We start from the raw sequence: 24793 nt of genomic DNA, 5'->3' as shown, positions 1-24793 counted from the left end.
GCGAGCCCCGCAGTCGCGAACGGAAGGTGGGAGCGGTGAGCGCGAGGAGTGAGCTTGCGAGCCCCGCAGTCGCGAACGAGAGGCGTGAGCGGTGAGCGCGACCCCGATCAGCCGGTACGACGGGATTCAGGTGTCCGGCGGTGTGCAGGTACGGATGACGTCCGACCGGGTTCGGCGGTGGGAGTTCGGCACGGCGCCGTTCACGCGGCGCGGCTACGACCACGCGGACGTGGATCGGTTCCGGGTGCAGATCGCCGACGAGTTGGATCTGTTGGCGACGCAGATCGCGCATCTGCGGGCGGAGAACGAGCGGCTGACCGACCGGGTGGAGTTGCACCGCCACGGGGTGATCCCGAGCACGGGGGCGGCGGCGAAGGTGCCGGCGGCCAAGGAGGTGAATCTGCTCTCGGCGGCGCAGCGGGAGGCCGAGCAGATCATCGCGCAGGCGCACGACTACGCGCGGCGGGTCGCGGAGTACGCCCGGGTGCAGTACGAGAGTTACATGCGGGCGGCGGCGGAGGAGGCGAAGCAGGAGGCCGAGCGGGCGGTGGCGGAGTACCGCAGTTCGGCCGGGTCGAGCTTCGACGAGACGGTGGCGACCCGGGAGGCGTTGCGGATCTTCGGCGAGATGATGGTGTCGCACATGCAGGCGGCGGCGCGGCATCTCGACGACGGCAGTGAGCAGTTGGCGCGCACCATGGACCGGATCGCGAAGGAGACGCCGGGGGCGCCTTTCGTGGGTGGTGTGGCGGGACAGTCGGCGTTGCCGCGTCACCACCAGCGGTGACCGGTCTCGGGTGCGGCCCCGCGTTCGGGTGGGGCCCCACCCGGCTGGCGGCTCAGGTGGTGTGGGCGCGGACCGCGTCGGCGATGGGTGTGGGGCCGTCGACGAGTTCCAGGGTCGCGCCGGCGGTGCGGGGTTCGTGAAGGAGCGCGGCGAGGACCAGGGCGACGTCTGCGCGGCTGATGGCGCCTCGGCCGGCGTGTCCGGTGAGGGTGACGTGTCCGGTGGGTTCGTCGTCGGTGAGGCGGCCGGGGCGTAGCACCGTCCAGGCCAGGTCGCGGGCGCGCAGGTCGTCCTCGGCGGCGCGTTTGGCGCGCAGGTACGCGGCCCACACGTCGTCGGTGCCGGCCGCGGGTGGCGCGTCCACGCCCATCGAGGAGACCAGCAGGTAGCGGTGGACACCGGCGCGGGTGGCGGCGTCGGCGAGCAGCGCGGCGGCGGCCCGGTCGACGGTGTCCTTGCGGGCGGCGCCGCTGCCGGGTCCGGCGCCGGCGGCGAAGATGACCGCGTCGGTGTCCTGCAGGTGCGCGGCGACCTCGTCGACGTCGGCGTGTTCCAGGTCGCAGACGACCGCGGTGGTGCCGACGGCGCGCAGGTCGTCGACGTGGTCGGGGTTACGGATCAGGCCGACGGCGGTGTCGCCGCGCTCGCTGAGGTGCCGCTCGAGCAGCAGGGCGATCTTGCCGTGGCCTCCGGCGATGACAACACGCATGTGGTCAACCTACCGGCGGGCCCGTCGTGGTCGCCGGCTGCTCGCCCCTGCCGAACGGGCGGCCGGCCGTCGTCGTCGCGTTCATTTCGTCGCGGTGGCCCATTCGGCCGCCGTGGAGGGGCTGTAGTACCGGGTGAAACCGCAGCCCCACGCGATCGGGTCGGCGAGCGGCGCGCCACCCCAGCGGGACGTGCCGGACACGAGCAACCGGGTGCCGATCTGATAGGCGGGCACGTGCTCGGACGTGGCATCGCCGGTTCCGGCCCCCGCGGTGGGCGGCGACATGTCCACCACGGCGGTGCCCTCGGAGCCACCCGCGAACCAGGTGTGCACCTGGAAGGTCACCGATCGCAGGTTCAGGGGCGGATGGTTGCTGCGCCCGGTTCGGGCCGGCCCGATGCCGGTCACGGTGCCGTCGAAGGCGAACGCCTGCTCGGCGAGCGTCCGCGGTGAGTACGCCTTGACGCACTGCGCCGCGCCGAAGGCGAGCGGATCACCCGGCTTGACTCCGGCCGGCAGGTCGGCCGCCGACGCCGAGGCGGCCGGTGCGACCGAGGCGGTGTCCGGCGGCTGTGCCTGCGGCGTCGCGGCGGGCCGGTGGACGCCGTACAGGCCCGCCGCGACGATCACCGCTGTCGTGGTCGCGGCCGCCGTCAGGGTCCAGCGCCTGCGGTGGACCCGGCGGACCGCCGCGGCGGCCACGGCCAGTTCGTCGGGGGCGTCGGCGGCGTCGGCGGCGAACAGGTCGCGCAGCTCACGCTCGGTCGACTGGGTCATCGGGTCTCCGTCCGTGCGTCGATGGCCGCGTGCCCGCGCAGGCTCGCCAGGGCCCGTGAGGCGGTGGCCCGTACCGCGCTCTCGCTGACCCCCATGGCCGCGGCGATCGCCGCGTCGTCCAGGTCGGCGAAGTAGCGCAGGACGAGCACTGTGCGGGCGCGCGGGGCGAGTCTGCTCAACAGCACCCGCATCTGGTCCCGGGCGGCGACCGCGTCGGCCGGGTCGGCCACCGTGGCGCCGGTCTGCTGGCGCAGGTCGGTGGGCCGCTCCGTGGTCCAGCGGCGGCGACGCCAGCTCAGGTGCGCGTTCACCAGCATGCGGCGTACGTATGCCTCGGGGTCCGCCGCCGCGCGCACCCGCTTCCAGTGCCGGTACGCGTCGGCCAGCACGGTCTGTGCAAGATCCTCCGCCATGTGCCGGTCGCCGCTCAGGACGAACGCCAGGCGCACCAGCGACCGGCCGTACCCCGCCACGAAATCCTCGAACGACACGCCCGCTCCCGTCAGTGCTTCTCACCAGAAAGACGCATCGGCCGTCGCCCCGCGCTGCACACCCGCCCGGTCAGCTCACCGCCGGTCAGGAAACCACGGGGGGCGTCGGGGGGTGCGTTGAGGCAGCATGGAGGGGTGACGAAGAGTGTGCAGGAGCTGGCCTCGCTGGTGGCCGGCGGTCAGGTGGTGGTGCTCAGCGGGGCGGGCCTGTCCACCGAGTCGGGTATCCCGGACTATCGGGGGCCTTCCGGGGTGGCCCGTCGGCACACCCCGATGACCTTCCAGGCGTTCACCCGGGACGCGGTGGCGCGACGCCGGTACTGGGCGCGTAGCCACCTGGGGTGGCGGTTGATCGCGCGGGCGACGCCGAACGACGGGCACCGGGCGGTGGCGCGGTTGCAGGACGCCGGCCTGGTCGACGCGGTGATCACGCAGAACGTCGACGGGCTGCACGGGGCGGCGGGCAGCGACCGGGTGGTCGAGTTGCACGGGCGCCTCGACGAGGTGATCTGCCTGGACTGCGGCAACCTGACCTCCCGCGAGGAGGTGGACCGGCGGCTGCGTGAGGCCAACCCGGACTTCGTGGCCCGGGTCGCCGCCGTCAACCCGGACGGTGATGTTGATCTCCCTGACGAGCAGGTGGCGGGGTTCCGGCCGGTGGACTGCGGGATCTGCGGGACGGGGATGCTGAAACCGGACGTGGTGTTCTTCGGCGAGACGGTGCCGGCGCAACGGGTGGCGCGGTGTTTCGCGCTGGTGGAGCAGGCCCGGGCGGTCGTGGTGCTCGGGTCGTCGTTGACGGTCATGTCGGGCCGGCGGTTCGTGATCCGGGCCGCGAAGCAGGGCATTCCGGTGGCGATCGTCAACCAGGGCCCGACCCGGGGTGACGGATACGCCACGGTGCGCGTCGACGCGCCGCTGGGGCAGGTGCTGCCGGCGCTCGCCGAGCGGATCACCGGCGCGTCGGCGGTGCCGGTGTGACAGCCGCCCCCGGGGTAGGACATCTGCCGGAAACACCGGCGCTGGTAGCGTTGACCATGCCGGTAGCACCCACGTGGGAGAGACCGCCCGACAGTTCAGGCGGCGCCGAAGGGGCAAATCCTCCCCGGAACCTCTCAGGCAAAAGGACCTCGTGGGCAGGCACTGTGGAGCGCCCCTGCGGGGTGTGACAGAGGGGGAGGCCGACACGTCGACCTCGCCCGGGAGCGCCCCTGATGTCCGTAGAGCAGTTCGCCACCCGTCACATCGGTCCCGGACCGGACGACGAGCGCCGCATGCTGGAAGTCGTCGGGCACGACTCGATCGACGAGCTGATGGACGCCGCGATCCCCGAGGTGATCCGCTGGCACGGCACCCTCGACCTGCCGGAGGCGGCCACCGAGGCCGAGGCCATCGCCGAGCTGCGTGCCCTGGCGGCCCGCAACACCGTCGCGGTGTCCATGATCGGCCTGGGCTACCACGGTACGCACACCCCGGCGGTGATCCGCCGCAACGTCCTGGAGGACCCGGCCTGGTACACGGCGTACACGCCGTACCAGCCGGAGATCAGCCAGGGCCGCCTCGAGGCGCTGCTGAACTTCCAGACGATGGTCACCGACCTGACCGGCCTGGCGACCGCGAACGCCTCGATGCTGGACGAGGGCACCGCCGCGGCGGAGGCCATGACCCTCGCGCGCCGCGCGTCCAAGACCAAGAGCGGGGTGTACGTCGTCGACGCCGACGCCCTGCCGCAGACCATCGCGGTGATCACCAGTCGGGCGGTGCCGCTCGGCATCGACGTGCGGGTCCTGGACGTCGAGCGCGACGAGTTGCCGGCGGAGTTCTTCGGTCTGCACCTGCAGTACCCGGGGGCGTCCGGGGCGGTCCGCGACCACGCCGGTCTGGTGGAGGCGGCGCACGCCGTCGGCGCCCTGGTCACCGTCGCGGCGGACCTGCTGGCGTTGACGCTGCTACGGGCGCCGGGGGAGATCGGCGCCGACATCGCCGCCGGCACCACCCAGCGGTTCGGCGTACCCATGGGCTTCGGTGGACCGCACGCCGGCTACCTGGCGGTCCGCGCGGGCCTGGAGCGGATGCTGCCCGGGCGCCTCGTCGGGGTGTCCCGCGACGCGGACGGCAACCCGGCGTACCGGCTGGCGTTGCAGACCCGTGAGCAGCACATCCGGCGGGAGGAGGCGACCAGCAACATCTGCACCGCCCAGGTGCTCCTCGCGGTGATGGCCGGCATGTACGCCGTCTACCACGGCCCGGACGGGCTGCGGGACATCGCGACGCGTACCCATGCCATGGCGGCGCGGCTCGCGGCCGGGCTGCGCGCCGGCGGCGTGGACGTCACGGACGTCGCGTTCTTCGACACCGTCACCGCGCGCGTACCCGGCGGCGCGGCGCGGGTCGTCGCGGCGGCGGCCGAGCGTGGGGTGAACCTGCGCCTGGTCGACGCCGACCGGGTGGGGATGTCCTGCGACGAGACGACCACCGACGCGCACCTGCGCGAGGTGTGGGCGGCGTTCGGGCTGCCCACGTTCGACGGCGACACCGACGCGGCCCTGCCGGCCGACCTGACGCGCGGCACCGACTTCCTGACCCACCCGGTGTTCCGCAGCCACCACTCCGAGACGGCGATGTTGCGCTACCTGCGGCGCCTCTCGGACTTCGACTACGCCCTGGACCGGGGCATGATCCCCCTCGGTTCCTGCACGATGAAGCTGAACGCGACCACCGAGATGGAGCCGGTCAGCTGGGCGGAGTTCGCCCACATCCACCCGTTCGCGCCGGACGAGGAGACCGTCGGCTACCGGGAGATGATCGGCCAGCTGGAGTCGTGGCTGGCCGAGGTGACCGGCTACGACGCGGTGAGCGTGCAGCCCAACGCCGGCTCCCAGGGCGAGCTGGCCGGGCTGCTGGCCATCCGCTCCTACCACGCGTCGCGGGACCAGACGCACCGCGACGTGTGCCTGATCCCGTCGTCCGCACACGGCACGAACGCGGCCAGCGCGGTGATGGCCGGCATGCGGGTCGTCGTGGTGGCCTGCGACGACGACGGCAACGTCGACCTCGTCGACCTCGACGCGAAGATCGAGAAGCACCGCGACGCCCTCGCCGCGATCATGGTGACGTACCCGTCGACGCACGGCGTGTACGAGACGGGCATCGCGTCGCTGTGCGCCAAGGTCCACGACGCCGGTGGGCAGGTGTACGTCGACGGGGCGAACCTCAACGCCCTGGTCGGGTTCGCCAAGCCCGGCCGGTTCGGCGCGGACGTGTCGCACCTGAACCTGCACAAGACGTTCTGCATCCCGCACGGCGGCGGCGGCCCCGGCGTCGGCCCGGTGGCGGTACGCGCGCACCTGGCCCCGTTCCTGCCCGGCGACCCGCTCGGCGCGCACGTCGACGCCACCCCGGCGATCTCGGCGGCCAAGTACGGGTCGGCGGGCATCCTGCCGATCCCGTGGGCGTACCTGCGGATGATGGGCGCCGAGGGGCTGACCCGGGCCACCGGCGTGGCCGTCCTCGCCGCGAACTACGTGGCGGCCCGACTGCGGGGACACTTCCCGGTCCTGTACGCCGGCAACAAGGGCCTGGTGGCGCACGAGTGCATCCTCGACCTGCGGCAGTTGACGAAGGCGACCGGCGTGAGCGTCGACGACGTCGCGAAGCGGCTCATCGACTACGGCTTCCACGCGCCGACGATGTCGTTCCCCGTCGCCGGGACGCTGATGGTCGAGCCGACCGAGAGCGAGGACCTGGCCGAACTGGACCGGTTCTGCGACGCGATGATCGCCATCCGGGCGGAGATCGAGCAGGTCGCCTCGGGGCAGTGGCCGGCGGGGGACAACCCCCTGGCGAACGCGCCGCACACCGCGGCGATGGTCAGCGGCGACGAGTGGCCGCACCCGTACCCACGGTCGGTGGGCGCGTACCCGGCCGGAGTCGACCGGGCCGGGAAGTACTGGCCGCCGGTGCGGCGTATCGACGGCGCGTACGGCGACCGGAACCTGGTCTGCTCGTGCCCGTCGCCGGAGGCGTTCGAAGACTGACGACGGGCGTGCCGGGGCGGGCGGTACGGGCCGCCCCGGCCACCGCTGCGACCTGCACTAGCCTGGTCGACGGCGGCTCAGTGGTGACGCTGGGTGGTCGTTCAGGCTACGAGGGCGTGGCGGGCGGGACCGCGGTGCGGTGCGATGCTGCTGCCGTCGGGCAACAGCTCGCCGGTGTCCTCGAAGACGATGACGCCGTTGCAGAGCAGGCTCCAGCCCTGCTCAGGGAAGCAGGCGAGGACCCGGGCGGCTTCCCGGTCGGTGGCTTCAGCTAAGGGGCAGGTCGGTTGGTGCTGGCACATCGGGTTCTCCGGACTGTGGGGGCACTGTGTCATGGTTCACATGACCAGTGACGCACAGTACCAAGCGAAGGTGTCCAGCATCGAGCAGGTGCCGGCCTGGCGTACGGGAAATCCACTGAACGGATGAGGAAGATCGGACCATACGGCGTGGAAACGCTCCCACAGGTGCTGGTCGATGTGCCCGCGGCGCCGCCCGCATGCCGCGACACCCTCGTCGAACGCACCCGCCTCCACTGGCGCCGCGCCGACGGCGGCGACCCCGCCCTCCTCGCCGAAGAGTTCCTCGCCGCCCACGGCCTGGACCTGCGCGACCTGAACCGACCCGCAGCGCACAACCCACGCGCCTGCGGCGCCGCCCTGTACCTGTCCGCCGCCGCCGGCGCGCACCTGGCCGGCGTACCCACCACCGCACCCGAACCCGCGCCCACCCTGCCCGACCTCGCCGTCGTCATCTACGACCACGGACCCACCCGAGCACCCGCCGCCCCCCACGACGCACCCTGGTGGCTCGGCCCGTGGACCGAAAGCTGGACCCCCGACCAGCACGCCGCCGCCGTCGACGCCGTCCGCGCCGCCATCGGCCGCGGCGACATCTACCAGACCAACCTCGTCGGACACGCCACCGCCCCCTACACCGGCGACCCCCTACCCGCCCTACGCCGCCTCGGCGCCCTACCCGGCGCCCGCTACGGCGGCGTCCTCACCGGCGAGGGCTGGGCCATCGGCTGCGCCTCCCCGGAAACCCTCATCGAAGCCCACCACGGGCAACTGATCACCCGACCCATCAAGGGCACCCGCCCCGCCACCACCACCGGCCACGCCGAACTCCTCGCCAGCGCCAAGGAACGCGCCGAACACATCATGATCGTCGACCTGGAACGCAACGACCTCGCCCGCATCGCCCGCACCGGCACCGTCACCGTCGACGACCTGTTCGCCGTACGCCGCTGGTGCGACCTCTGGCAGGCCGAATCCACCATCCGCGCGCACGCCGCCGACGGCCTCGGCCTCGCCGACCTGCTCCGCGCCACCTGCCCCGGAGGCTCCGTCACCGGCGCACCGAAACTCGCCGCCCTCACCCACATCGCCGCCGCAGAACCCGTCGGCCGCGGCGCCAGCATGGGCGCCCTCGGCTGGGTCACCCCCGGCCACGTCGACCTCGGCCTCACCATCCGCACCGCCGCCGCCGACGGCGACGCCCTGCACACCTGGGCCGGCGGCGGCATCACCTGGGACAGCGACCCCACCGCCGAGGTCGCCGAAGCCGCCGCGAAGACCACCCCCGTCCGCGCCACCCTGACCGGCCGCTGACACCACCACCGGCGGCGATACGCTGACCCCCATGACCATGCGGCCCATCCGGATCATCGGCGACCCCGTCCTGCGCACCGAATGCGAGCCGGTCACCACCTTCGACGCCGAGCTCCGCGCCCTGGTCACCGACCTCATGGACACCCTGCTCGGCGAGCCCGGCCGCGCCGGCGTCGCCGCACCACAGATCGGCGTCGACGCCCAGGTCTTCGTCTACGACGCCGACGGGCACCGCGGCCACCTCATCAACCCCACCCTCGAACTGTCCGACGAACTCCAGGACGACGAAGAGGGCTGCCTGTCCATCCCCGGGCTCTACTTCCCGACCGTCCGGGCCCTGCACGCCACCGCCCACGGCGTCGACCAACACGGCGAACCGCTGACCATCACCGGCACCGGCTTCCTCGCCCGCGCCCTGCAACACGAGACCGACCACCTGCACGGCACCCTCTACGTCGACACCCTGCGCGGCGACACCCGCCGCCGAGCCCTGCGCGAGATCCGCGCCGGCCGCTTCGACTCACCCAGCCGCCGCAGCTGAACCCCGCGCCCCTACCGGGCCACCCACTGGTCGTGGCCCAACTTCGCGACCAACGCCAGCACCACCACCAACAGCACCACCCGCACGAACCCCGACCCCCGCCGCAACGCCATCCGCGCACCCACCACCGCGCCAGCGATGTTGCACACCGCCATCGCCGCGCCCAGCAACCACCACACGTGCCCGGTCACCCCGAACACCACCAACGCGCCCAGATTCGTACCCGCGTTGACCACCTTCGCCATCGCCGACCCGTGCACGAAATCCGCACCCACCAACGTCGTGAACGCCACCACCAGGAACGTCCCCGTACCCGGACCGATCAACCCGTCGTACAGGGCGATACCCACACCGGCCACACCGATCGCCGCCGCGACCCGCACCGGCGTCCGCCGCGCCGGCACGGCCACCACCCCCAACCGCGGCCGCACCAACACGAACACCGCCACCGCCACCAGGACCGCCAACACCACCGGCCGGTACGCCGACGCCGGCACCGCCCCGGCCAACGCCGCGCCCACCCCCGCGCTCACCACCGCGACACCCGCCGCCGGCCCCGCCACCCGCCAGTCCACCTTCGTGCGCCGCGCGTACGTCGCCGCCGCCGTCGCCGTACCGAAGATCGCCGCCAACTTGTTCGTCCCCAACGCGGTAGCCACCGGCAGCCCCGGAGCGGCCACCAACAACGCCGGCAGCAGCAACAACCCACCACCACCGACCACGGCATCCACCCACCCGGCCATCGCCGCGGCGGCCAGCAGGGTACTCAACGACACAGCGTCCACGGCCGGCAATTCTCCCCACCCGAACCACCCGACCGGCTCCCCAAGTGGCACGACTCACCGATCACCGCCCCCGCGCACGCCGCAACCACACCCCCAACGCGCCAACCGCAACGAACACGAGCATCGAACACAGCAACACCTTGACCACACGGCAACCCTGCCACGGGCACGTAAGGTGCAGGAGTGCGCCTGGCCACCTTCAACCTGCTGCACGGACGATCCCTCACCGACGGCCTCGTCGACCCCGACCGAATCGCCGCCGCCGTACGCGCCCTCGACGCCGACGTCCTCGCCCTCCAAGAGGTCGACCGCGACCAGAACCGCAGCGGCAACCTCGACCTCACCGCCATCGCCGCCCACGCCCTCGACGCCCCACACCACCGCTTCGCCGCCGCCGTCGTCGGCACCCCCGGCGAACGGTTCCGCCCCCTGCGACACGACGACGACGGCCACGGCGAACCCTGCTACGGCATCGGCCTCATCAGCCGCCACCCCGTCCGCAGCTGGCACATCACCCGACTCAAACCCGCACCCGTACGCGCACCCGTCTACGTCCCCGGCCCCGGCGGCGGCCTCATCCTCCTCGACGACGAACCCCGCGTCGTCCTCGCCGCCATCCTGGACACCCCCCACGGCCCCCTCACCGTCGCCGCGACCCACCTGTCCTTCGTGCCCGGATGGAACGCCCGCCAACTCCGCCAGACCGTGCGCGCCCTCCGCGCGCTACCCGCCCCCCGCATCCTGCTCGGCGACCTCAACCTCCCCGCCGGCCCGGCCCGCCTCGTGTCCCGCTGGCAACCCCTGGGCCGACGCCCCACCTACCCGTCCGGGCAACCCCGCGTCCAGCTCGACCACATCCTCGCCGACCGACACGACCTCGATCAGCTCCCACCCGTACGGGCCGTCACCGCGCCGGCGTCCACCATCTCCGACCACCGACCCCTGCTCGTCGACCTCGGCTGAGGACACCTCAGCGCCCCGCGTCACCCTCCGCCGGCACCAGAGCCGCCAACACCCGATGGGTACGACTCGCGCGGATCGCCTCACGCTGCTGCCCGGCCGTCACCTCGATGTACGTCTGCGACGACGCCAACGACGCGTGCCCCAACAACCGCATGATCTCCGCAGCCCCCGCACCGTCCTCCGCCAACCGCGTCGCGAACGTGTGCCGCAACGCGTGCAACCGCGCTCCCTTGGGCACCCGGTCACCGATGCCCGCCCGCCGGAAACACGACTCGACCAGATACTGCAGACCACCACGGCGCAGCGGCTCGCCCCGCCGGTCCAACAGCAACACCGAGTCGGGGCGTACCGACCGCGAACCGAAACGCCGCGCCCGACTGTCCAGATAGTCCATCAGCACCCGGTCCAGATCCGCCTCGATCGGCACCACCCGAGGTCGCCCACCCTTGCCGGCCACCTCCACACGCCGCTCACCCGGACGCCCACCCAGCGACCCGACCCGCAACGCGAGCAGCTCCGACAGGCGCAGCCCGGCGCACAGTGCCACCGCCAGCACCGCCACGTCCCGCTCCGGCCACGGGTCCCGCTGCCGGCCGTCGTCACGCGCCACCGACGCCAGCAGCACCTCGGGAGTGTCCGCGCCGCGCAGCGGCTTCGGCTCGGGCAGGACGGCCCGGGGCCGGTCGACCGCCGGCATCGGGTTGCCCGCCACCACTCCGTCGGTGACCAGGAGCGTGAAGAAGCTGTTCCAGGTCGACCAGGCGCGGTGCACCGACGCGGGAGCCCGGGGAGCGGCGAACCGCGCGAACGCCGCCCGCAGCACACGGGGGGACAGGTCGGTGATCGTCAGCTCGTCGAGGGGGAGGGGAGTGGCGTCACCGTCGGCGACCAGGGCGGCCACGGCGTGCAGATCACGTCGGTAGGCCGCCAGGGTGTGGGGGGAGGGCTTGCGGGTGGCTCGCGCGGTCAGGAACTCCTCGATCAGCGCCTTGAGCGATTCGTCCTGTTTGTCATGCATAAGGCATATTATGCATGATTCTCGCGTTGCCCGAAAGGGAGGGGAGAGGGGAGTCGCGGGTTGCCGATCGGGGGCGTGCTGGACCGTGTGCCCCGGTCGAGTCGAGATGACGATGACGGCCCCGCCACGGACGCGACGGCTGTGCCGACGCTGATGTCCGGGATGCGCCGTCCGAGCCGTGCCGTCTGCCCGCGGCGGTGCAGCTCGATCCATGATCGTGCTCGATCCAGGATCGAGTGGTCTCGGTGCGCGGTGGAGGCCACTACTTCATGGTTCGAGCACGACCTTGACGTTGCGGGATCGCCAGGCTCGGCCGCTCGGTCGGTACGCCCGGCGCGGCTGGTCGGGGGTGGGCCTCGCTCGGTTCACTTTACATAATGTGCATTATCGAATGTGGTGCGGCACCCGGAGATCGGCGCGGTGGGCTAGCGTGTCGTCGATCTACTGGGGAGATTCCCCGCAGCCTTTGCAGGAAAGAAGCAATCACGTGTCACTGTGGAAGAAGACCGCCGTCGTCGCGGTCTCGGCGCTGACGGCGCTCACCGCCTCCGCCTGCGGCGTGGCGACCGGTACGTCGGGCTCGTCCGACGCGCCGAAGCAGACCAGCGTCCTCGAACTGCTGGCCAGCGACCTCAAGGGCTCGTTGCAGAAGACGATCGACGCCACCGACAAGAGCGACTCGGTGACGCTGACGATGACGGGCACGACCGGCGGTCAGAAGATCTCCATGCAGGGTGTCCTGGACCTGGGTGACCCGGTCAAGGCCGAGATGACGATGGCGGACCCGACGGACGGCCCGACCACCGTCCGGTTGATCGGGACCGCGTTCTACGTCGAGGTGCCGGCGAAGGACCGCTCGAGCATGGGCGGTAAACGCTGGCTGAAGATGGACATGGCCAGCGTCGGCCAGCAGGCCGGGATGGACTTCAGCAAGCAGTTCGAGGACATCGACCCGACCAAGCAGGTCAAGACCCTGCTCGCGTCCGAGGGCGTGACGGTCGTCGGTGAGGAGACGGTGAACGGGGCTCGTACGGTCCACTACACCGTCACCACTCCGGTGGCGACGCAGTTGGGTCAGGTCGACGCCAAGCTGCGGGCCGGTGTCGAGAAGCAGTTCGCCGCGGCTGGCGTCAAGGACGTCAAGGTCGACCTCTGGGTCGACGAGCAGTACCGGCCGCGTCGGGCGGCCACGGTGATGGGCGCGATGGGCGACATCGTGGTCGACTACACCGACTACGGCAAGGCGGTCACCATCGAGACCCCTCCGCCCGCGGAGACCACTGACTTCGCCGAGATGTTGAAGGGCCTGGGCGCCGAGAACTGATCCGGTGGTGTGGCTGCCCTGCCGGCGCGGAGACGCGGCGGCAGGGCAACGTCGTTTGCGCCGCCTTCTCCCCCGGGCTCGGTCAGTCGAACTGGTCGGCCAGTTTGCGAAGCTTGTCGGTGTACGCCGGCCAGTCGTACTCGTCGGGGATGCTGGTGCCGTCCTGTCGCCACCCGACGGCCCCGTCGTGCTGCTCGCGCATGATGTCCAGGTGACCGGCGTGCCGGGCGACGTCGCCGGTGACGTGCATGACGATCCGGGCCAGTGTCACGTCCTGGCGGCCGGGTTGCCACCAGGACACCTGTCCCGGCGCGTCGAGGGGTAGTTGGTCGATCGTCTCGTCCGCGAACGCGCCGACGCGGCGGTACAGGTCGATGAGGCCGTCCTTGGTCTCGGTCTCGTACGCGTACCAGTCCGCCTGTGGGTCGTCGTCGAACGCGGTGAGCGGGACCAACTCCTGCGGGGTGGGGAACTCGCGGCCGAAGGTGGGCCCGAAGTAGGCGGCCTCGACGTTGAGGCAGTGCTTGACGACGCCGAGCATGTTGTTGCCGGTGGCGGTGCGGGGCGTTCTGGCCTCGCGTTCGCTGACGCCGTCGAGTTTCCAGATGAGGTCGTCGCGGTTCCTTCGCAGGTAGTAGTGCATTGCGGCCTTGGTGTCGCCCAGGTCAGCCATGGCGGTCATTGTCGCGTACCGGCCTCGGGTTGTGGGGTTCGGCGGAGCCAGGCCTGGGTGTGGGCGCGCAGCAGGGCTGGTTGTTCGAAGGGCAGGTAGTGCCCGGCCTGGTCGAGGGTGGTGTAGGTGCCTCGGGGGTAGCGGCGCATGGCGTGGAATTGGTCGGCGAAGCCGACGATGCCGTCCTGGCGGCCGGTGAGCACGCTGACGGGCCCGTCGAAGGGGGTGTCGGCGGTCTCGTCGGGGAGCGCGTACCCGGGTGCTGTGCGCAGTTCCTGCTGGAAGGTGGGGTCGCCGGGGCCGCCCGTGTGCAGGGCGCGCAGGACGGTGGCGACGACGGTCGGGGTGCGGTGGCCCAGCGCGGTGTCGAGGTGTGCGCGCAGGTCGGTGGGGGCGTCGTCGAGCCAGCCGGTGGGTCCTGGCGGCGGGCGGTGCTCGGGCAGGGTGCGGCTGGCCGGTGCGATGGTGATGCCGGGGCAGACCAGGAGTAGGCCGCGGACGAGGTCGGGGCGTTGGCGGGCGATGCCGGCGGCGAGGTAGGCGCCGTAGGAGGCGCCGGCCAGCAGGGCCGGGGCGTCGATGTGGTGGTCGAGCCAGTCGCAGATGGTGGTCAGCACCGCCTGGGAGGTGGGCGGGCAGGTGGGTGGGGTGTCGCCGTGGCCGGGCAGGTCCAGGTATGTCTCCCGCAGGCCGGTGCCGGCGAGGGCGGGCTGGAAGGCGGCGGCGGTGGCGGCGCGGGTCATGCCGAACATCGGCAGGCACACCACGTCGGGGCCGGCTTGTGGTGAGCGGTCGGCGGCCAGGGTCATTCTGGTCCTTCCTGGGGTTCGCGGTGCGCTGTGGGGTCATCTTCCGTCGCGGCGCTGTCGCCGACCTCACGTGGGCCGTCCGCTGGGAATTCCGCTGGCGGGGTGCGCCGTTGTCCGTTCGGAAGATCAGGTCGACATGATCGGATGGAAGTGTCATGCGCGTGCGCTCAGACGCGGTAGTGCTGTTCGGCGTGACAGGTGATCTCGTGTCGAAGAAGCTGTTTCCGGCGCTGTACGAGTTGACCCGTCGGGGGCGTCTCGACGTTCCGGTGATCGGGGTGGCCCGCTCCCCCTGGGATGATCAGCAGCTGGTGGCGACCGCCCGCAAGTCGGTGGCGGAGGCTTCCGACGTGGTGGACGACGAGACGTTCGACGCCTTGGCGGGCAACCTGTCGATGATGTCCGGGGACTACGCGGATCCGGTGACGTACGAGCGGCTGGCGGAGCGTCTGCGCGACGCGGAGCGGCCGATCTTCTATCTGGCGATTCCGCCGATGGTGTTCGGTTCGGTGGTGCGGGGTTTGGCGGCGGTCGGGTTGGCCGATCGTGGTCGGGTGATCGTGGAGAAGCCGTTCGGGCGTGATCTGGCGTCGTCGCAGGAGTTGGATCGGACGCTGGGGGCCGCCTTCGAGGCGAGTCGGGTGTTCCGGATCGACCACTACCTGGGCAAGGAGGCGGTGGAGGGGTTGTACGCCTTCCGGTTCGCCAACCGGCTGTTCGAGCCGTTGTGGAACCGTGAGCACGTCGACAACGTGCAGGTGACGCTCGCCGAGGGTTTCGGTACGCAGGGTCGGGCGGGTTTCTACGACACGGTGGGTGCGACGCGGGACGTGTTGCAGAACCACATCTTGCAGGTCGTGGCGTTGATCGCGATGGACGCGCCGTCGGGTGACGACGTGGACGCGTTCCGCGAGGCGGAGGCGGCGGTGCTGCGGCAGGTCGTGCCGTTGTCGCCGGAGTCCACGGTGCGGGGGCAGTACGCGGGTTACCGGGACGAGCCGGGTGTCGCGGCGGATTCGAACACGGAGACGTTCGTGGCGACGCGGTTGACGGTGGATTCTGCCCGGTGGGCGGGTGTGCCGTTCTATCTGCGCACGGGCAAGTCGTTGCCGGGGACGGCGACGGAGGTGGTGGTCGAGTTCAAGCGGCCGCAGCGGTCGTTGATTCCTGCCGAGGGTGGGGCGGTGGCGCCGGCGAACCTGTTGCGGTTCCGGTTGGGTCGTGGTGACGGCATCACGATGTCGATCCAGGCGAAGAGCCCGGGTGCGCAGGTGGCGAGTCGTCCGGTGGACCTGTCGGTGGATTTCGGTGCGGCGTTGGGTCGTCGGCAGGAGGCGTACGAGCGGTTGTTGGACGATGCGATGGACGGTCAGCATCTGCGGTTCGCGCGTGCGGAGACGATTCGGCAGGAGTGGCGGATCGTGGAGCCGATCCTGGATCTGGCGGCGCCGGTGCGGTCGTACGACAGGGGTAGTTGGGGTCCGGCGGAGGCGGATGCGTTGGCGGGTGGCTGGCACACGCCGGACCTGAGGTAGTCGCGGCGCGGGCTGAGTGACCGCTCAGCTCACGGGAGGGACCGTCCGGCGACGGTGAGGTTTGCTCCTTGGGTGCGGGGTGGGCACGTTGTGGCCACGTTTCGTCCGCCTCGGAGAGGAAGCAGCGCATGCTTTCCGCACTCGATCGTCGGCACACCGTCGCGCCGCCCGGCTACAGCCGGTGGCTCATTCCCCCGGCGGCGTTGGCCATCCACCTCTGCATCGGCCAGGTCTACGCCACGAGCGTCTACAAGAATTCGTTGATCGCCCACTTCGACACGGGTCAGACCGCGATCGGGGTGATCTTCAGCATCGCGATCGTGATGCTGGGGTTGTCGGCCGCGGTGGCCGGGACGTGGGTGGAGGCGAACGGGCCGCGTAAGGCGATGTTCGTGTCGGCCTGCTTCTGGGCGGCGGGTTTCCTCGTGGGGTCGCTGGGCATCGCCACGAAGCAGTTGTGGCTGCTGTACGTGGGCTACGGCCTGCTGGGCGGCATCGGTCTGGGTATCGGGTACATCTCCCCCGTCTCCACGCTGATCAAGTGGTTCCCGGACCGGCCGGGTCTGGCGACGGGGTTGGCGATCATGGGGTTCGGTGGTGGGGCGATGGTGGCCTCTCCCCTGTCGCGGCAGTTGCTGTCGTTCTACGACCCGGGCTACGACCCGTCGAACGCGGGTTCGACGGCGTCGGGTAGCGCGCTGGTGTGGTTGTTCGTGACGCTGGGCCTGGGCTACTTCGTGATCATGATGTTCGGTGTGGCGAACGTGCGGGTGCCGGCCGAGGATTGGCGTCCGGCGGGCTTCGATCCGGCGTCGGTGGCGGCGAAACCGCTGGTCACCACGGCGAACGTGTCGGCGGCGAACGCGGTGAAGACCCGGTCGTTCTGGCTGTTGTGGGTGGTGCTGTTCTGCAACGTGACGGCGGGCATCGGCATCCTGGAGCAGGCCAGCCCGATGATCCAGGACTTCTTCCGGGACAACGGGACGTCGGCGGTGTCGGTGGCGGCGGCCGGTGGGTTCGTCGGTCTGCTGTCGCTGTTCAACATGGCGGGCCGGTTCGTGTGGTCGTCGACGTCGGACGTCATCGGGCGTAAGCCGATCTACCTGGTGTATCTCGGCGTGGGCATGGCGATGTACGCGTTGCTGGCCCTGTTCGGGCACACGGCGACGGCGTTGTTCGTGCTGTTCGCCTGCGTGATCCTGTCGTTCTACGGTGGCGGGTTCGCGACGGTGCCGGCGTACCTGCGGGACCTGTTCGGCACGTACCAGGTGGGTGCGATCCACGGCCGGTTGTTGACGGCCTGGTCGGCGGCGGGTGTCGCGGGGCCGTTGATCGTGAACGGGTTCCTCGACGCGCAGGGCAAGCCGGGCACGTTGACGGCGGCGGCGTACCGGCCGGCGCTGTTCACGATGGTGGGTGTCCTGGCGGTGGGCTTCGTGGCGAACCTGCTGGTGCGGCCCGTGCCACAGCGCTACCACGAGCCGGCGGAGCAGGACGCGGACGTGGACGAGAACGAGGCGACGGCGGGAAGTGGGACGCGATGAGTGACGACAGTCGTAACGGGCAGCAGGCCCGGTTGTGGATTTCCTGGCTGGTGGTGGCGGTGCTGCTCGGCTACGGGGTCGTGCAGACGGTGATCACGGCGGCGAAGCTGTTCACGCACTGAGAGCGGTGAGCCGGGGCGCGTGTCGCGCGCCTCGGCTCACAGGCCGCCGGAGACCCGCAGCACGGTGCCGGTGGCGTAGGAGGCGTCCGGGCTGAGGAGCCAGGCGATGGCGGCGGCGATCTCGTCGGGTTCGCCGGCGCGGCCCATCGGGATGCGGCCGGCGGCGCGGTCGGCGCGGTCGGGTACGCCGGAGTCGGTGTGGATGTCGGTGCGTACGAGGCCGGGGGCGACGCCGTTGACGCGGATGCCGCGCGGGGCGAGTTCCTTGGACAGGCCCACGGTGAGGGTGTCGGTGGCGGCCTTCACGGCGGCGTAGTGGACGTACTCCCCCGGGCTGCCGAGGGTCGCGGCCGCCGAGGAGACGTTGACGATGGCGCCGCCGTCGGTGAGGCGGCGGGCGGCCTGTTGGGCGCAGAGGACGTACCCGATGAGGTTGACGTCGACGACGCGGCGCAGGTCGTCGACGCGCAGGTCGGTGAACGGGCCGATGAGGCTGGTGACGCCGGCGTTGTTGACCAGGCCGGTGAGGGGGCCGAGTTGCGCGGCGGCGTCGAACAGGGCGGTCACCTGGTCGGGGTCGGTGGTGTCGGCGCGTACGGCGATGGCCTGGACGCCGGTGGCGTGCAGGTCGGCCAGGACCGCTGCGGCGGCGGTGTCGTCGCGGCGGTAGCACAGGGCGAGGTGGTGGCCGGCGGCGGCGAGACGGCGGGCGGTGGCCGCGCCGATCCCGCGGCCGCCGCCGGTGATGACGGTGACGGGTGCCACGGTGCCTCCGGTGCTGTCGGGTGGGTTGGGGCGACGCTACCGCGACCGACGCGGGTGAGTCGTCGAGGGTCACACGCGGCGGGGGTGGTCGACGAGTGTCGGCGCTGCGGGTGTGATCGCTTACGCTCACCGCGCGTTCGATCGGACAACGGAGGTGCGCGGTGGCGGGTGTGGGTGTCGGCGATGTCGTGGACGACTTCGAGCTGCCGGATGAGACGGGCACGCCGCGGCGGCTGTCGGAGTTCCTGGCGTCGGGGCCGGTGGTGCTGTTCTTCTATCCCGGGGCGATGACCCGCGGGTGTACGGCGGAGAGCTGCCACTTCCGGGACCTGGCGGCGGAGTTCACGGCGCTGGGCGCGTCGCGGGTGGGTATCAGCCGCGACGACGTGGCCAAGCAGGCGGAGTTCTCGAAGCTGCACGGCTTCGACTATCCGCTGCTGTCGGATGTGGACGGCACTGTCGCGAAGGCGTTCGGGGTCCGGCGGCGGGTGCCCTTGGGGGCGCTGAGCACGAAGCGGATGACGTTCGTCATCGGTACCGACCGGCGGGTCATCGAGGTGATCCACAGCGAGGTCAGCATGAACGACCACGCGGATCGGGCGTTGCGGGCGCTGGGTGGCTGAGCCCCGTGCGGTGGGTGTCGCAGCGAGCTGGTATCAAGACAGCAATCAAACAGGTGTACGGAAGAGGGTTGTGATGGATGCCGGCCAGGGTTTGTCCACTGACGAGGTGCAGAGCATCCGGGAGGCGTTGGCGGCGGGCCGTAAGCCGAGGGTGGTGTTCACCGCGGCGGCGGGGCAGATCGCCGGTCAGGTCGGTCAGGTCGTCGAGTTGACCGATCCGGAGGTGTCCGACGAGTTCGTCGTGGTGCGGTTCGGCCGCGACGAGTTGCCGTTCTCCCCCGCCGATCTGGCGGTGGCGCCCAAGGGCGCCGGTCGTCGGGTGGCGGAGCCGAAACCGGAGCCGGAGCCGGAGGTGACGCCCGTGCCGGCCGCGCCGGAGTTCGTGTTGGACACGCCGCGGGTGCCCGCGCCGCGACAGGAGGAGCCGAAGGTGGAGCAGGCCGAGAAGCCGCCGGCGCGGCGGGCGGTCAAGGCCGCGAAGCCCAAGAGCCCCGCGGGCCTCACGGTGACGCTGGCGTACGCCGACGGGGAGTGGACCGTCGCCGCGCAGCAGGGCAGCAAGGCTCTGGCGAAGCCGTACGTGGTGAAGCCGGCCGAGGCGTTGAAGATGGTGGCGCTGGTGGACGTGCCCGGTGTGCAGGAGGCGGTGGAGCAGATCATGGGCGCCGAGCGGGCCGAGGCCGAGCAGCAGGCGGAGAAGCTGCGCGCGGAGCTGGCCGAGATCGAGGCCCGGTTGGCGGAGCTGCGCGAGGCGAGCTGAGGGTGCTCACCGGCCGGCGTGGTGTTCCACCAGGCGGGTGAGCAGGCGGGTCAACTGGCCGCGTTCGGCGCTCGTCAGGGGTGCGAGCAGGTCGTCCTGTACGCGGGCGACGGTGTCGGCCATCCGGTGGGCTTCGCGGGTGCCGGCGTCGGTGGGGCTGATGACGTTGCGGCGGCGATCGGCCGGGTCGGGGGCGCGTACCACGAGCCCTCGACCGGCCAGGTCGTTGATGGCGGCCACGACGTCGCTGCGGTCGATGCCGCAGCGGCGGCCCAGGTCGGCCTGGCTGGCGGGGCCGTCCTCGGTCAGTGTGGCGAGTAGCCGGAAGTGGTAGCCGCGTAGGTCGTGTGTGGCGAAGCCCGCGCTGACGAGCCGGCCGGCGTGTGCGGCGGCCTGGTTGAGCAGCCAACTCGGGGCGGTCCGCAGCCCGGCGGGTGACTGCGGGGCGGTGGCGTCCATGGCGGGAGCCTAACAGTAATCGTTGGCACGACCCACAAACCGTGTTACGTTGGCTCCACCAACGTTGGTTTGGCCAACGTTTTCGAAGGAGGCATCGTGTCCACTCTGAACGGTCAGGTCATCGGTCAGGCCCACTTCGCCACCCGGGCCCTGCTCGAACGTGCCGTCGCACCCCTGGGCGTCGACTTCGACCAGGTCCTCGCGCTCAACGCCCTCGCCGCCGGCCCCGTCGCGCGCCCGCAGCTCGTGCGACGCATCGCGACCGCCCGCAGGATCGCCGAATCGGTCGTGCACGAGGCGATCGTCGGCCTCGTCGACGCCGACCTGGCACGGCTCGACGACAGCGCCGAGCCGCAGGTGCGGCTCACCGACGCCGGCCACGCCGCCCAGGTCCACGTCACCGAGGCCGTCGGGGGCATCACCGCCCGGCTGTACGCGGACATCCCCGCCGCGGAGTCTCGCACCGCGGCGCAGGTCCTCACCCTCGTCACCGAACGCGCGAACGCCGAACTGGCGGCGATCCCGGTCTGAGCACGACGCCGTCACCAGGCGGCCGGTTCCGCCTCCTCGGGTGCCGGCCGCCTGCCGTTAAGGGCGCTGCCCGAGCTGCGCCACCACGGCCCGCTGCAGCACCGCTGTCGTGCCCAGCACCGTCCCGGCCGGCCCGTCGGCGGTGTCCGCCACGAGGTAACTGCGCTCACCCAGGTAGTCGAACGTCCGCTCATCGAAGATCCACTCGTCGCGGCGGTTCCGCTCGGTGTGCGCGACGGCTATCCCCCGCCGCCCGGCCGCGTCGGTCACCCCGTGCACCACCTCGACCCCGGGGATCTTCGCCGCGGCCCGGTAGAGCGCGGCGCTCGTGCGCGGTGACACCAACGACTCGCGCAGGATGTCGCCGATCGCGGTGAACGCCGCGCCGTCGCGGCTGTTGCCCCGGCCCCGCTGCGCCCGCTCCCGATACAGCTTCGCCAGCAGGGCGTCCGGGTCGTCGGGCAGGTCGACGAGCACCGCGTTCGGCGTCACGTCCGGGAGGGTCTCGCGTCGCGGGATCACACCGATGATCGGCGCGTCGAAGAACGGCTGCCGCAGCAGGCCGTCACCCCGCTCGTCCCGGGGGATCCAGATCTCCCGCTCGTGCACCGGTTGCAGCCGCGCCGGACCGTCACCGAACTCGGCGAAGGCGCCCTCGCTCCTGATGTAGACGTAGCCGCCCTCGCTGGGCGGCGGCAGGGGCTTGTCGGCGGCGGCCACGGCCATCCGGTTCAGCAGCAGCGTCGCCCCGGCACGTTCTCCCTGCTCGACGGGGACGACCAGTGGCGCAGCATCCGGCGCCCACGGCTGCGCGATCACCCCCGCGACGGCCAGCACACCCGCGACCGGCACGAGCACCAGCACCCGTCGGGGCCGCCGCGCCGGCCGCCGCGCCTCGGTCAGCAGATGGCGCCGCAGTACCTGTCGGCGCGCCGACGGCAGAGCCGGCACGGACGGGGCGAGGGGCTCTCTCATCGGTACTCTCCCTGCTCGACGGGGACCATCCGGGTGCCGGTCAACTCCTGCTGCGCCAGCGTCCGCAGCCGGGCCCGGGCCCGCGACAACCGGGAGCGCACGGTCCCGACGGGTACGCCCAGCGCCTCGGCCGCGGCCGCGTAGTCCAGCTGCGACCACACGCACAGCAGGAACACCTCCCGTTCCGCGCGGCGCAACGCCCGAAGGGCAGCCATGGCCGCGGCCACCTGATCGCGTCGTGCATCCGGTCGACCACCTCGTCGGCGAAGTCCGGCACGGTGTCGCGTACCGGCAGCCGCCGTAACGCCTCCCGGTGCCGGCGCGCCGCCCGGCGGCGATTGCGCAGCACATTGGTCGCGATGCCGAGCAGCCACGGGCGCAGGCTGTCGCCGGCCGGGCGCAGGGACTCGCGGACCCGCCACGCCTCGAGGAACGTCAGCGACACCACATCCTCGGCGTGCGCCGGGTCGCCTCCGCTCCAGAGCGCATGTCGATGAACCGCGTCGGCGTGCTCGTCGAAGAGCTCACCCAACGCCTCGGAGTCCCCGGCCCGGATCCGGGCCCGCATCTCGGCTGTCACACCTGTATCTGTCCGCTGCCGCCGGCAAGTTCCCACAAGCGGGGCGCGAATCTGACCGGCACCCGGGAAGGGCCGGTCAGAAGTAGTCGAGCAGCTGCGCCAGTCCTCCAGCGGCCAGCAGGTCGAGCACGGCCGGGTCGACGGCCGGAGCGTGGTGCAGCAGCCCGGCCTGCGCGACCGCGTGGGCCCGCGCGGCCCCGGCATAGAGCAGAGCGAAGCCGCGGATGTCCAGCCGCAGGTCGGCCTCGCCGTCGACGCGGGTCAGCTCGGCGGTCCCGTCGGCCACGGCCAACCGCCAGGTGCCGGTGTTCCAGTCGGCGAGCGGATCGGTGAGACGGAAGTCGACGACGCCCCGGGTGTGCACGGGCCATCCGCGTGCGCTTACCGCCCGGGCGACGTCCACCGGCCGGTGCATCCACAGGTCCCGCTCGTGGTCGCGGGCCGCCTCCAGCGGCAGGACGGTGCTGACGGCATCACCGTCGAGCGGGCACAGCCGCACCGTCGGGGCGACGCTGGCCCAACTGCCGAGCACCCCGACGAGTTCCCGGGCCGCCTCGGCGGTGGTGGCCAGGGCCTCGTCGACGGTGAGGACCGAGTCGGCCCCGTAACCCCGACCACGCTGCCAGGTGGCGTAGCCGACCAGGTCGCCGTCGGCCTCGACGAGGGTGAGCCCGTCGCCGGGGAGCTTCGCGTCGGCGGCGAAGAAGTCGAACAGCTCACCCCGACGCGTGAGCATGCCGTTGCGGTGCCGGGCGACCCGCTCGTACAGGTCGGCGACAGCGCTCAGGTCGGCGAGCGTGCCGGCGCGGACGCTCAGGTGCGACGCGGGCCGGTGCCGGGGCAGCGCGGCAGTCGCGAGGTCGACGGTACGCAGCACACCGCCGGTCTCCCAGCCGCAGGCCCGGTAGGGGGCGGCGACGGTCGGATAGAGAGCGCTGATCGCCGCTCCCCGCTCGCGGGCACCGGCCAACAGGGCGGTGAGCAGGGCCCGGGCCACGCCCCGGCCCCGCGCCTCGGGGGCGACCGCCACACCGGCGACGTCGGCCGCCGCGACGGCCCGCCCGGACCACCACTGGTCGTGGTGCAGGTCGACGGCCTTGCCGACCAGCCGGCCGCCGTCGTCGAACGCGCCGTAGCGGGTCAGCCCGGGCACCTCCACGGTGGTGTGCGGAGATCGCTGTGCGTCGGAGCCGAAGGCGAGCCGGCCCAACTCCCAGGCCGCGTCGAGGTCGTCGGTGGTGAGTTCACGAACGTGCATCGGCACACCGTAGCGGGGCGGCCAAAGGCCAACAGTCGATATACCGCCGGGCGAACCCCGCCGATCATGGAGTTGTGGTGGGTGACAAAAGTCGGCGGGGGGGGTCAGTGTTGCGGGATGTTGGCCACGCCGATGCGCTTGCGGAACACCCAGTACGTCCAGCCCTGGTACGCCAGCACCACCGGAGTGAAGATCACCGCCACCCACGTCATGATCTTCAGGGTGTACGGGGTGGAGGCGGCGTTGGTGGCCGTCAGCGTGCCCGCCGCGTCGAGGGTGGACGGCAGCACGTTCGGGAACAGCGCCGCGAACAGGGTCGCCACGGCCAGTCCGATCGCCGCGGCCGTACCGGCGAACGCCCAGCCCTCTCGTCGTACCCGGGCGGCGGCCAGCGCGCCGAGCAGCGCGAGGGCCGCGCCGACGGCGAGCACGACGGCGGCCGCGCTGGAGCGGATGCTCAACGTCCAGGTCAGGAAGCCCACCGTGAGTACGGCGGCCCCGACGCCCAGGCGCACCGCGAGGGCGCCGGCGCGCTCGCGGATGTCGCCGGTGGTCTTCAGGGCCAGGAACACCGCGCCGTGGGTGAGGAACAGCGCGAGGGTGGTCGCGCCACCGAGCAGGGCGTACGGGTTGAGCAGGTCGACGAGGCCGCCGACGTACTCGTGGTCGGCGTCCAGCGGCACACCGCGCAGGATGTTGGCGAAGGCGACGCCCCACAGGATCGCCGGCAGCAGCGAGCCGACCACGATGGCGGCGTCCCAGCGGCGCTTCCAGGACTCCTCGGGGCGCTTGTGCCGGTACTCGAAGGCCACCCCGCGGGCGATCAGGGCCAGCAGGATCAGCAGCAGCGGCAGGTAGAAGCCGGAGAACAGGGTGGCGTACCACTCGGGAAACGCGGCGAACATCGCGCCGCCAGCGGTGATCAGCCAGACCTCGTTGCCGTCCCAGACCGGGCCGATCGTGTTGATCAGGACGCGGCGTTCCCGGTCGTCGCGACCGAGCACGGGCAGCAGCATGCCGACGCCGAAGTCGAAGCCCTCCAGGATGAAGTACCCGGTGAACAGCACGGCGACGAGGAGAAACCAGATGGTGGTCAGGTCCACGATGGGCTCCG

General features: G+C 71.8%; 27 protein-coding genes, 1 pseudogene and 1 riboswitch. Of the genes and pseudogenes, 13 read left to right on the top strand and 15 right to left on the bottom strand.

Annotation, left to right across the window (positions count from 1 at the left end):
• The first annotated feature begins 91 nt into the window (after positions 1 to 91).
• Positions 92 to 787, top strand: coding sequence for a cell division protein DivIVA (locus tag ABZV06_RS19200; RefSeq protein ID WP_355244677.1), 696 nt, complete (start codon positions 92 to 94; stop codon positions 785 to 787).
• A 52-nt stretch (positions 788 to 839) separates the two neighbouring features.
• Here ABZV06_RS19200 and ABZV06_RS19195 read toward each other — a convergent pair whose 3' ends face one another.
• The 3 genes from ABZV06_RS19195 to ABZV06_RS19185 form a co-directional block, all read right to left on the bottom strand.
• Complete coding sequence (locus ABZV06_RS19195; RefSeq protein WP_355622971.1) at positions 840 to 1496, bottom strand: NAD(P)-binding oxidoreductase; 657 nt, start codon at positions 1494 to 1496, stop codon at positions 840 to 842.
• A gap of 81 nt (positions 1497 to 1577) precedes the next feature.
• Positions 1578 to 2273, bottom strand: coding sequence for a hypothetical protein (locus ABZV06_RS19190; RefSeq protein ID WP_355244683.1), 696 nt, complete (start codon positions 2271 to 2273; stop codon positions 1578 to 1580).
• Entirely contained in the window at positions 2270 to 2764 is a 495-nt protein-coding gene (locus ABZV06_RS19185; RefSeq protein ID WP_355622968.1) for a SigE family RNA polymerase sigma factor, read from the bottom strand. Before ABZV06_RS19185 ends, ABZV06_RS19190 begins: the two co-directional genes overlap by 4 nt.
• A gap of 135 nt (positions 2765 to 2899) precedes the next feature.
• Here ABZV06_RS19185 and ABZV06_RS19180 point away from each other — a divergent pair, with 135 nt between their 5' ends.
• Both ABZV06_RS19180 and gcvP read left to right on the top strand, forming a co-directional pair.
• The gene (locus ABZV06_RS19180; protein WP_355244689.1) at positions 2900 to 3745 is read left to right on the top strand and encodes an NAD-dependent protein deacetylase; all 846 of its coding nucleotides are present in this window, start codon (positions 2900 to 2902) and stop codon (positions 3743 to 3745) included.
• A gap of 64 nt (positions 3746 to 3809) precedes the next feature.
• Positions 3810 to 3905: riboswitch (glycine riboswitch) on the top strand.
• A gap of 73 nt (positions 3906 to 3978) precedes the next feature.
• Positions 3979 to 6801 carry an aminomethyl-transferring glycine dehydrogenase gene (gene gcvP, locus ABZV06_RS19175; RefSeq protein ID WP_355622965.1) on the top strand — a complete coding sequence of 941 codons (2823 nt, stop codon included), beginning with the start codon at positions 3979 to 3981 and terminating at the stop codon, positions 6799 to 6801.
• Positions 6802 to 6902: 101 nt separating this feature from the next.
• Here gcvP and ABZV06_RS19170 read toward each other — a convergent pair whose 3' ends face one another.
• Positions 6903 to 7103 carry a DUF5999 family protein gene (locus tag ABZV06_RS19170; protein WP_234586185.1) on the bottom strand — a complete coding sequence of 67 codons (201 nt, stop codon included), beginning with the start codon at positions 7101 to 7103 and terminating at the stop codon, positions 6903 to 6905.
• A gap of 96 nt (positions 7104 to 7199) precedes the next feature.
• On the opposite strand from ABZV06_RS19170, the gene ABZV06_RS19165 reads away from it, so the two are divergent.
• Both ABZV06_RS19165 and def read left to right on the top strand, forming a co-directional pair.
• Positions 7200 to 8414, top strand: a complete 1215-nt coding sequence (locus ABZV06_RS19165) for a chorismate-binding protein (RefSeq protein WP_355244898.1) — start codon at positions 7200 to 7202, stop codon at positions 8412 to 8414.
• Between the two features lie 31 nt (positions 8415 to 8445).
• A complete protein-coding gene (gene def / locus ABZV06_RS19160) occupies positions 8446 to 8955 on the top strand; it encodes a peptide deformylase (RefSeq protein WP_355244694.1) in 510 nt (169 codons plus the stop codon).
• Between the two features lie 11 nt (positions 8956 to 8966).
• Here the strand turns inward: def and ABZV06_RS19155 are convergent, their stop codons facing one another.
• Positions 8967 to 9740, bottom strand: coding sequence for a TSUP family transporter (locus ABZV06_RS19155; RefSeq protein ID WP_355622962.1), 774 nt, complete (start codon positions 9738 to 9740; stop codon positions 8967 to 8969).
• A gap of 183 nt (positions 9741 to 9923) precedes the next feature.
• Between ABZV06_RS19155 and ABZV06_RS19150 the strand changes: the two genes are divergently transcribed.
• Positions 9924 to 10703: an endonuclease/exonuclease/phosphatase family protein gene (locus ABZV06_RS19150; protein WP_355622959.1), complete on the top strand. Its 780-nt coding sequence runs from the start codon at positions 9924 to 9926 to the stop codon at positions 10701 to 10703.
• A 7-nt stretch (positions 10704 to 10710) separates the two neighbouring features.
• On the opposite strand, the gene ABZV06_RS19145 is transcribed toward ABZV06_RS19150, so the two are convergent.
• Positions 10711 to 11721, bottom strand: coding sequence for a tyrosine-type recombinase/integrase (locus ABZV06_RS19145; protein ID WP_355622956.1), 1011 nt, complete (start codon positions 11719 to 11721; stop codon positions 10711 to 10713).
• Between the two features lie 487 nt (positions 11722 to 12208).
• Between ABZV06_RS19145 and ABZV06_RS19140 the strand changes: the two genes are divergently transcribed.
• Complete coding sequence (locus ABZV06_RS19140) at positions 12209 to 13045, top strand: hypothetical protein (protein ID WP_355244706.1); 837 nt, start codon at positions 12209 to 12211, stop codon at positions 13043 to 13045.
• Between the two features lie 82 nt (positions 13046 to 13127).
• Here the strand turns inward: ABZV06_RS19140 and ABZV06_RS19135 are convergent, their stop codons facing one another.
• On the bottom strand, positions 13128 to 13718 hold the full coding sequence (locus tag ABZV06_RS19135; RefSeq protein ID WP_355622954.1) for a DinB family protein: 591 nt from the start codon (positions 13716 to 13718) through the stop codon (positions 13128 to 13130).
• 5 nt (positions 13719 to 13723) lie between these two features.
• On the bottom strand, positions 13724 to 14527 hold the full coding sequence (locus tag ABZV06_RS19130; RefSeq protein ID WP_355622951.1) for an alpha/beta hydrolase: 804 nt from the start codon (positions 14525 to 14527) through the stop codon (positions 13724 to 13726).
• A gap of 155 nt (positions 14528 to 14682) precedes the next feature.
• Between ABZV06_RS19130 and zwf the strand changes: the two genes are divergently transcribed.
• From zwf to ABZV06_RS19115, 3 genes are all read left to right on the top strand, one after another.
• The gene (gene zwf / locus ABZV06_RS19125; RefSeq protein ID WP_355622948.1) at positions 14683 to 16062 is read left to right on the top strand and encodes a glucose-6-phosphate dehydrogenase; all 1380 of its coding nucleotides are present in this window, start codon (positions 14683 to 14685) and stop codon (positions 16060 to 16062) included.
• Between the two features lie 128 nt (positions 16063 to 16190).
• Positions 16191 to 17606, top strand: a complete 1416-nt coding sequence (locus tag ABZV06_RS19120; protein WP_355244717.1) for an OFA family MFS transporter — start codon at positions 16191 to 16193, stop codon at positions 17604 to 17606.
• Positions 17603 to 17728, top strand: coding sequence for a hypothetical protein (locus ABZV06_RS19115; protein ID WP_355244720.1), 126 nt, complete (start codon positions 17603 to 17605; stop codon positions 17726 to 17728). The genes ABZV06_RS19120 and ABZV06_RS19115 overlap by 4 nt, the downstream gene beginning before the upstream one ends.
• A gap of 36 nt (positions 17729 to 17764) precedes the next feature.
• Here the strand turns inward: ABZV06_RS19115 and ABZV06_RS19110 are convergent, their stop codons facing one another.
• Entirely contained in the window at positions 17765 to 18493 is a 729-nt protein-coding gene (locus ABZV06_RS19110; RefSeq protein ID WP_355244722.1) for an SDR family oxidoreductase, read from the bottom strand.
• Between the two features lie 161 nt (positions 18494 to 18654).
• On the opposite strand from ABZV06_RS19110, the gene ABZV06_RS19105 reads away from it, so the two are divergent.
• Complete coding sequence (locus ABZV06_RS19105; protein WP_355244725.1) at positions 18655 to 19116, top strand: peroxiredoxin; 462 nt, start codon at positions 18655 to 18657, stop codon at positions 19114 to 19116.
• Positions 19117 to 19189: 73 nt separating this feature from the next.
• Positions 19190 to 19876 carry a hypothetical protein gene (locus ABZV06_RS19100; RefSeq protein WP_355244728.1) on the top strand — a complete coding sequence of 229 codons (687 nt, stop codon included), beginning with the start codon at positions 19190 to 19192 and terminating at the stop codon, positions 19874 to 19876.
• A 6-nt stretch (positions 19877 to 19882) separates the two neighbouring features.
• On the opposite strand, the gene ABZV06_RS19095 is transcribed toward ABZV06_RS19100, so the two are convergent.
• Entirely contained in the window at positions 19883 to 20335 is a 453-nt protein-coding gene (locus ABZV06_RS19095) for a MarR family winged helix-turn-helix transcriptional regulator (RefSeq protein ID WP_355244731.1), read from the bottom strand.
• 96 nt (positions 20336 to 20431) lie between these two features.
• Between ABZV06_RS19095 and ABZV06_RS19090 the strand changes: the two genes are divergently transcribed.
• Positions 20432 to 20866, top strand: a complete 435-nt coding sequence (locus ABZV06_RS19090; protein WP_355244734.1) for a hypothetical protein — start codon at positions 20432 to 20434, stop codon at positions 20864 to 20866.
• A 57-nt stretch (positions 20867 to 20923) separates the two neighbouring features.
• On the opposite strand, the gene ABZV06_RS19085 is transcribed toward ABZV06_RS19090, so the two are convergent.
• The 5 genes and pseudogenes from ABZV06_RS19085 to cydB all read right to left on the bottom strand — a co-directional run bounded on the left by ABZV06_RS19085 (position 20924) and on the right by cydB (position 24782).
• Positions 20924 to 21841, bottom strand: coding sequence for a CU044_5270 family protein (locus tag ABZV06_RS19085; RefSeq protein WP_355244737.1), 918 nt, complete (start codon positions 21839 to 21841; stop codon positions 20924 to 20926).
• A complete protein-coding gene (locus tag ABZV06_RS19080) occupies positions 21838 to 22056 on the bottom strand; it encodes a sigma factor-like helix-turn-helix DNA-binding protein (protein ID WP_355244740.1) in 219 nt (72 codons plus the stop codon). The genes ABZV06_RS19085 and ABZV06_RS19080 overlap by 4 nt, the downstream gene beginning before the upstream one ends.
• Positions 22057 to 22217: 161 nt before the next feature.
• Positions 22218 to 22409, bottom strand: a pseudogene (locus ABZV06_RS19075) (sigma factor); the annotation flags it as partial.
• Positions 22410 to 22497: 88 nt separating this feature from the next.
• The gene (locus ABZV06_RS19070) at positions 22498 to 23679 is read right to left on the bottom strand and encodes a GNAT family N-acetyltransferase (protein ID WP_355622945.1); all 1182 of its coding nucleotides are present in this window, start codon (positions 23677 to 23679) and stop codon (positions 22498 to 22500) included.
• A 104-nt stretch (positions 23680 to 23783) separates the two neighbouring features.
• Positions 23784 to 24782 (bottom strand): cytochrome d ubiquinol oxidase subunit II, encoded by a 999-nt coding sequence (gene cydB, locus ABZV06_RS19065; RefSeq protein ID WP_355244746.1) that lies wholly within the window; start codon positions 24780 to 24782, stop codon positions 23784 to 23786.
• Positions 24783 to 24793 lie beyond the last annotated feature (11 nt).

The sequence above is a fragment of the Micromonospora sp. NPDC005172 genome (assembly GCF_040608555.1).
Taxonomy (GTDB): Bacteria; Actinomycetota; Actinomycetes; order Mycobacteriales; family Micromonosporaceae; genus Micromonospora.
This window is presented reverse-complemented; position numbering and strand designations above follow the sequence as displayed.

Coding starts and splice junctions, on each gene's coding strand:
- zwf (WP_355622948.1), top strand. CDS start 14,683: ATGCGCGTGCGCTCAGACGCGGTAGTGCTGTTCGGCGTGACAGGTGAT.
- ABZV06_RS19145 (WP_355622956.1), bottom strand. CDS start 11,721: ATGCATGACAAACAGGACGAATCGCTCAAGGCGCTGATCGAGGAGTTC.
- ABZV06_RS19170 (WP_234586185.1), bottom strand. CDS start 7,103: ATGTGCCAGCACCAACCGACCTGCCCCTTAGCTGAAGCCACCGACCGG.
- ABZV06_RS19085 (WP_355244737.1), bottom strand. CDS start 21,841: ATGAGAGAGCCCCTCGCCCCGTCCGTGCCGGCTCTGCCGTCGGCGCGC.
- ABZV06_RS19120 (WP_355244717.1), top strand. CDS start 16,191: ATGCTTTCCGCACTCGATCGTCGGCACACCGTCGCGCCGCCCGGCTAC.
- ABZV06_RS19195 (WP_355622971.1), bottom strand. CDS start 1,496: ATGCGTGTTGTCATCGCCGGAGGCCACGGCAAGATCGCCCTGCTGCTC.
- ABZV06_RS19135 (WP_355622954.1), bottom strand. CDS start 13,718: ATGGCTGACCTGGGCGACACCAAGGCCGCAATGCACTACTACCTGCGA.
- ABZV06_RS19190 (WP_355244683.1), bottom strand. CDS start 2,273: ATGACCCAGTCGACCGAGCGTGAGCTGCGCGACCTGTTCGCCGCCGAC.
- ABZV06_RS19115 (WP_355244720.1), top strand. CDS start 17,603: ATGAGTGACGACAGTCGTAACGGGCAGCAGGCCCGGTTGTGGATTTCC.
- ABZV06_RS19070 (WP_355622945.1), bottom strand. CDS start 23,679: ATGCACGTTCGTGAACTCACCACCGACGACCTCGACGCGGCCTGGGAG.
- gcvP (WP_355622965.1), top strand. CDS start 3,979: ATGTCCGTAGAGCAGTTCGCCACCCGTCACATCGGTCCCGGACCGGAC.
- def (WP_355244694.1), top strand. CDS start 8,446: ATGACCATGCGGCCCATCCGGATCATCGGCGACCCCGTCCTGCGCACC.
- ABZV06_RS19130 (WP_355622951.1), bottom strand. CDS start 14,527: ATGACCCTGGCCGCCGACCGCTCACCACAAGCCGGCCCCGACGTGGTG.
- ABZV06_RS19100 (WP_355244728.1), top strand. CDS start 19,190: ATGGATGCCGGCCAGGGTTTGTCCACTGACGAGGTGCAGAGCATCCGG.
- ABZV06_RS19095 (WP_355244731.1), bottom strand. CDS start 20,335: ATGGACGCCACCGCCCCGCAGTCACCCGCCGGGCTGCGGACCGCCCCG.
- ABZV06_RS19080 (WP_355244740.1), bottom strand. CDS start 22,056: ATGGCTGCCCTTCGGGCGTTGCGCCGCGCGGAACGGGAGGTGTTCCTG.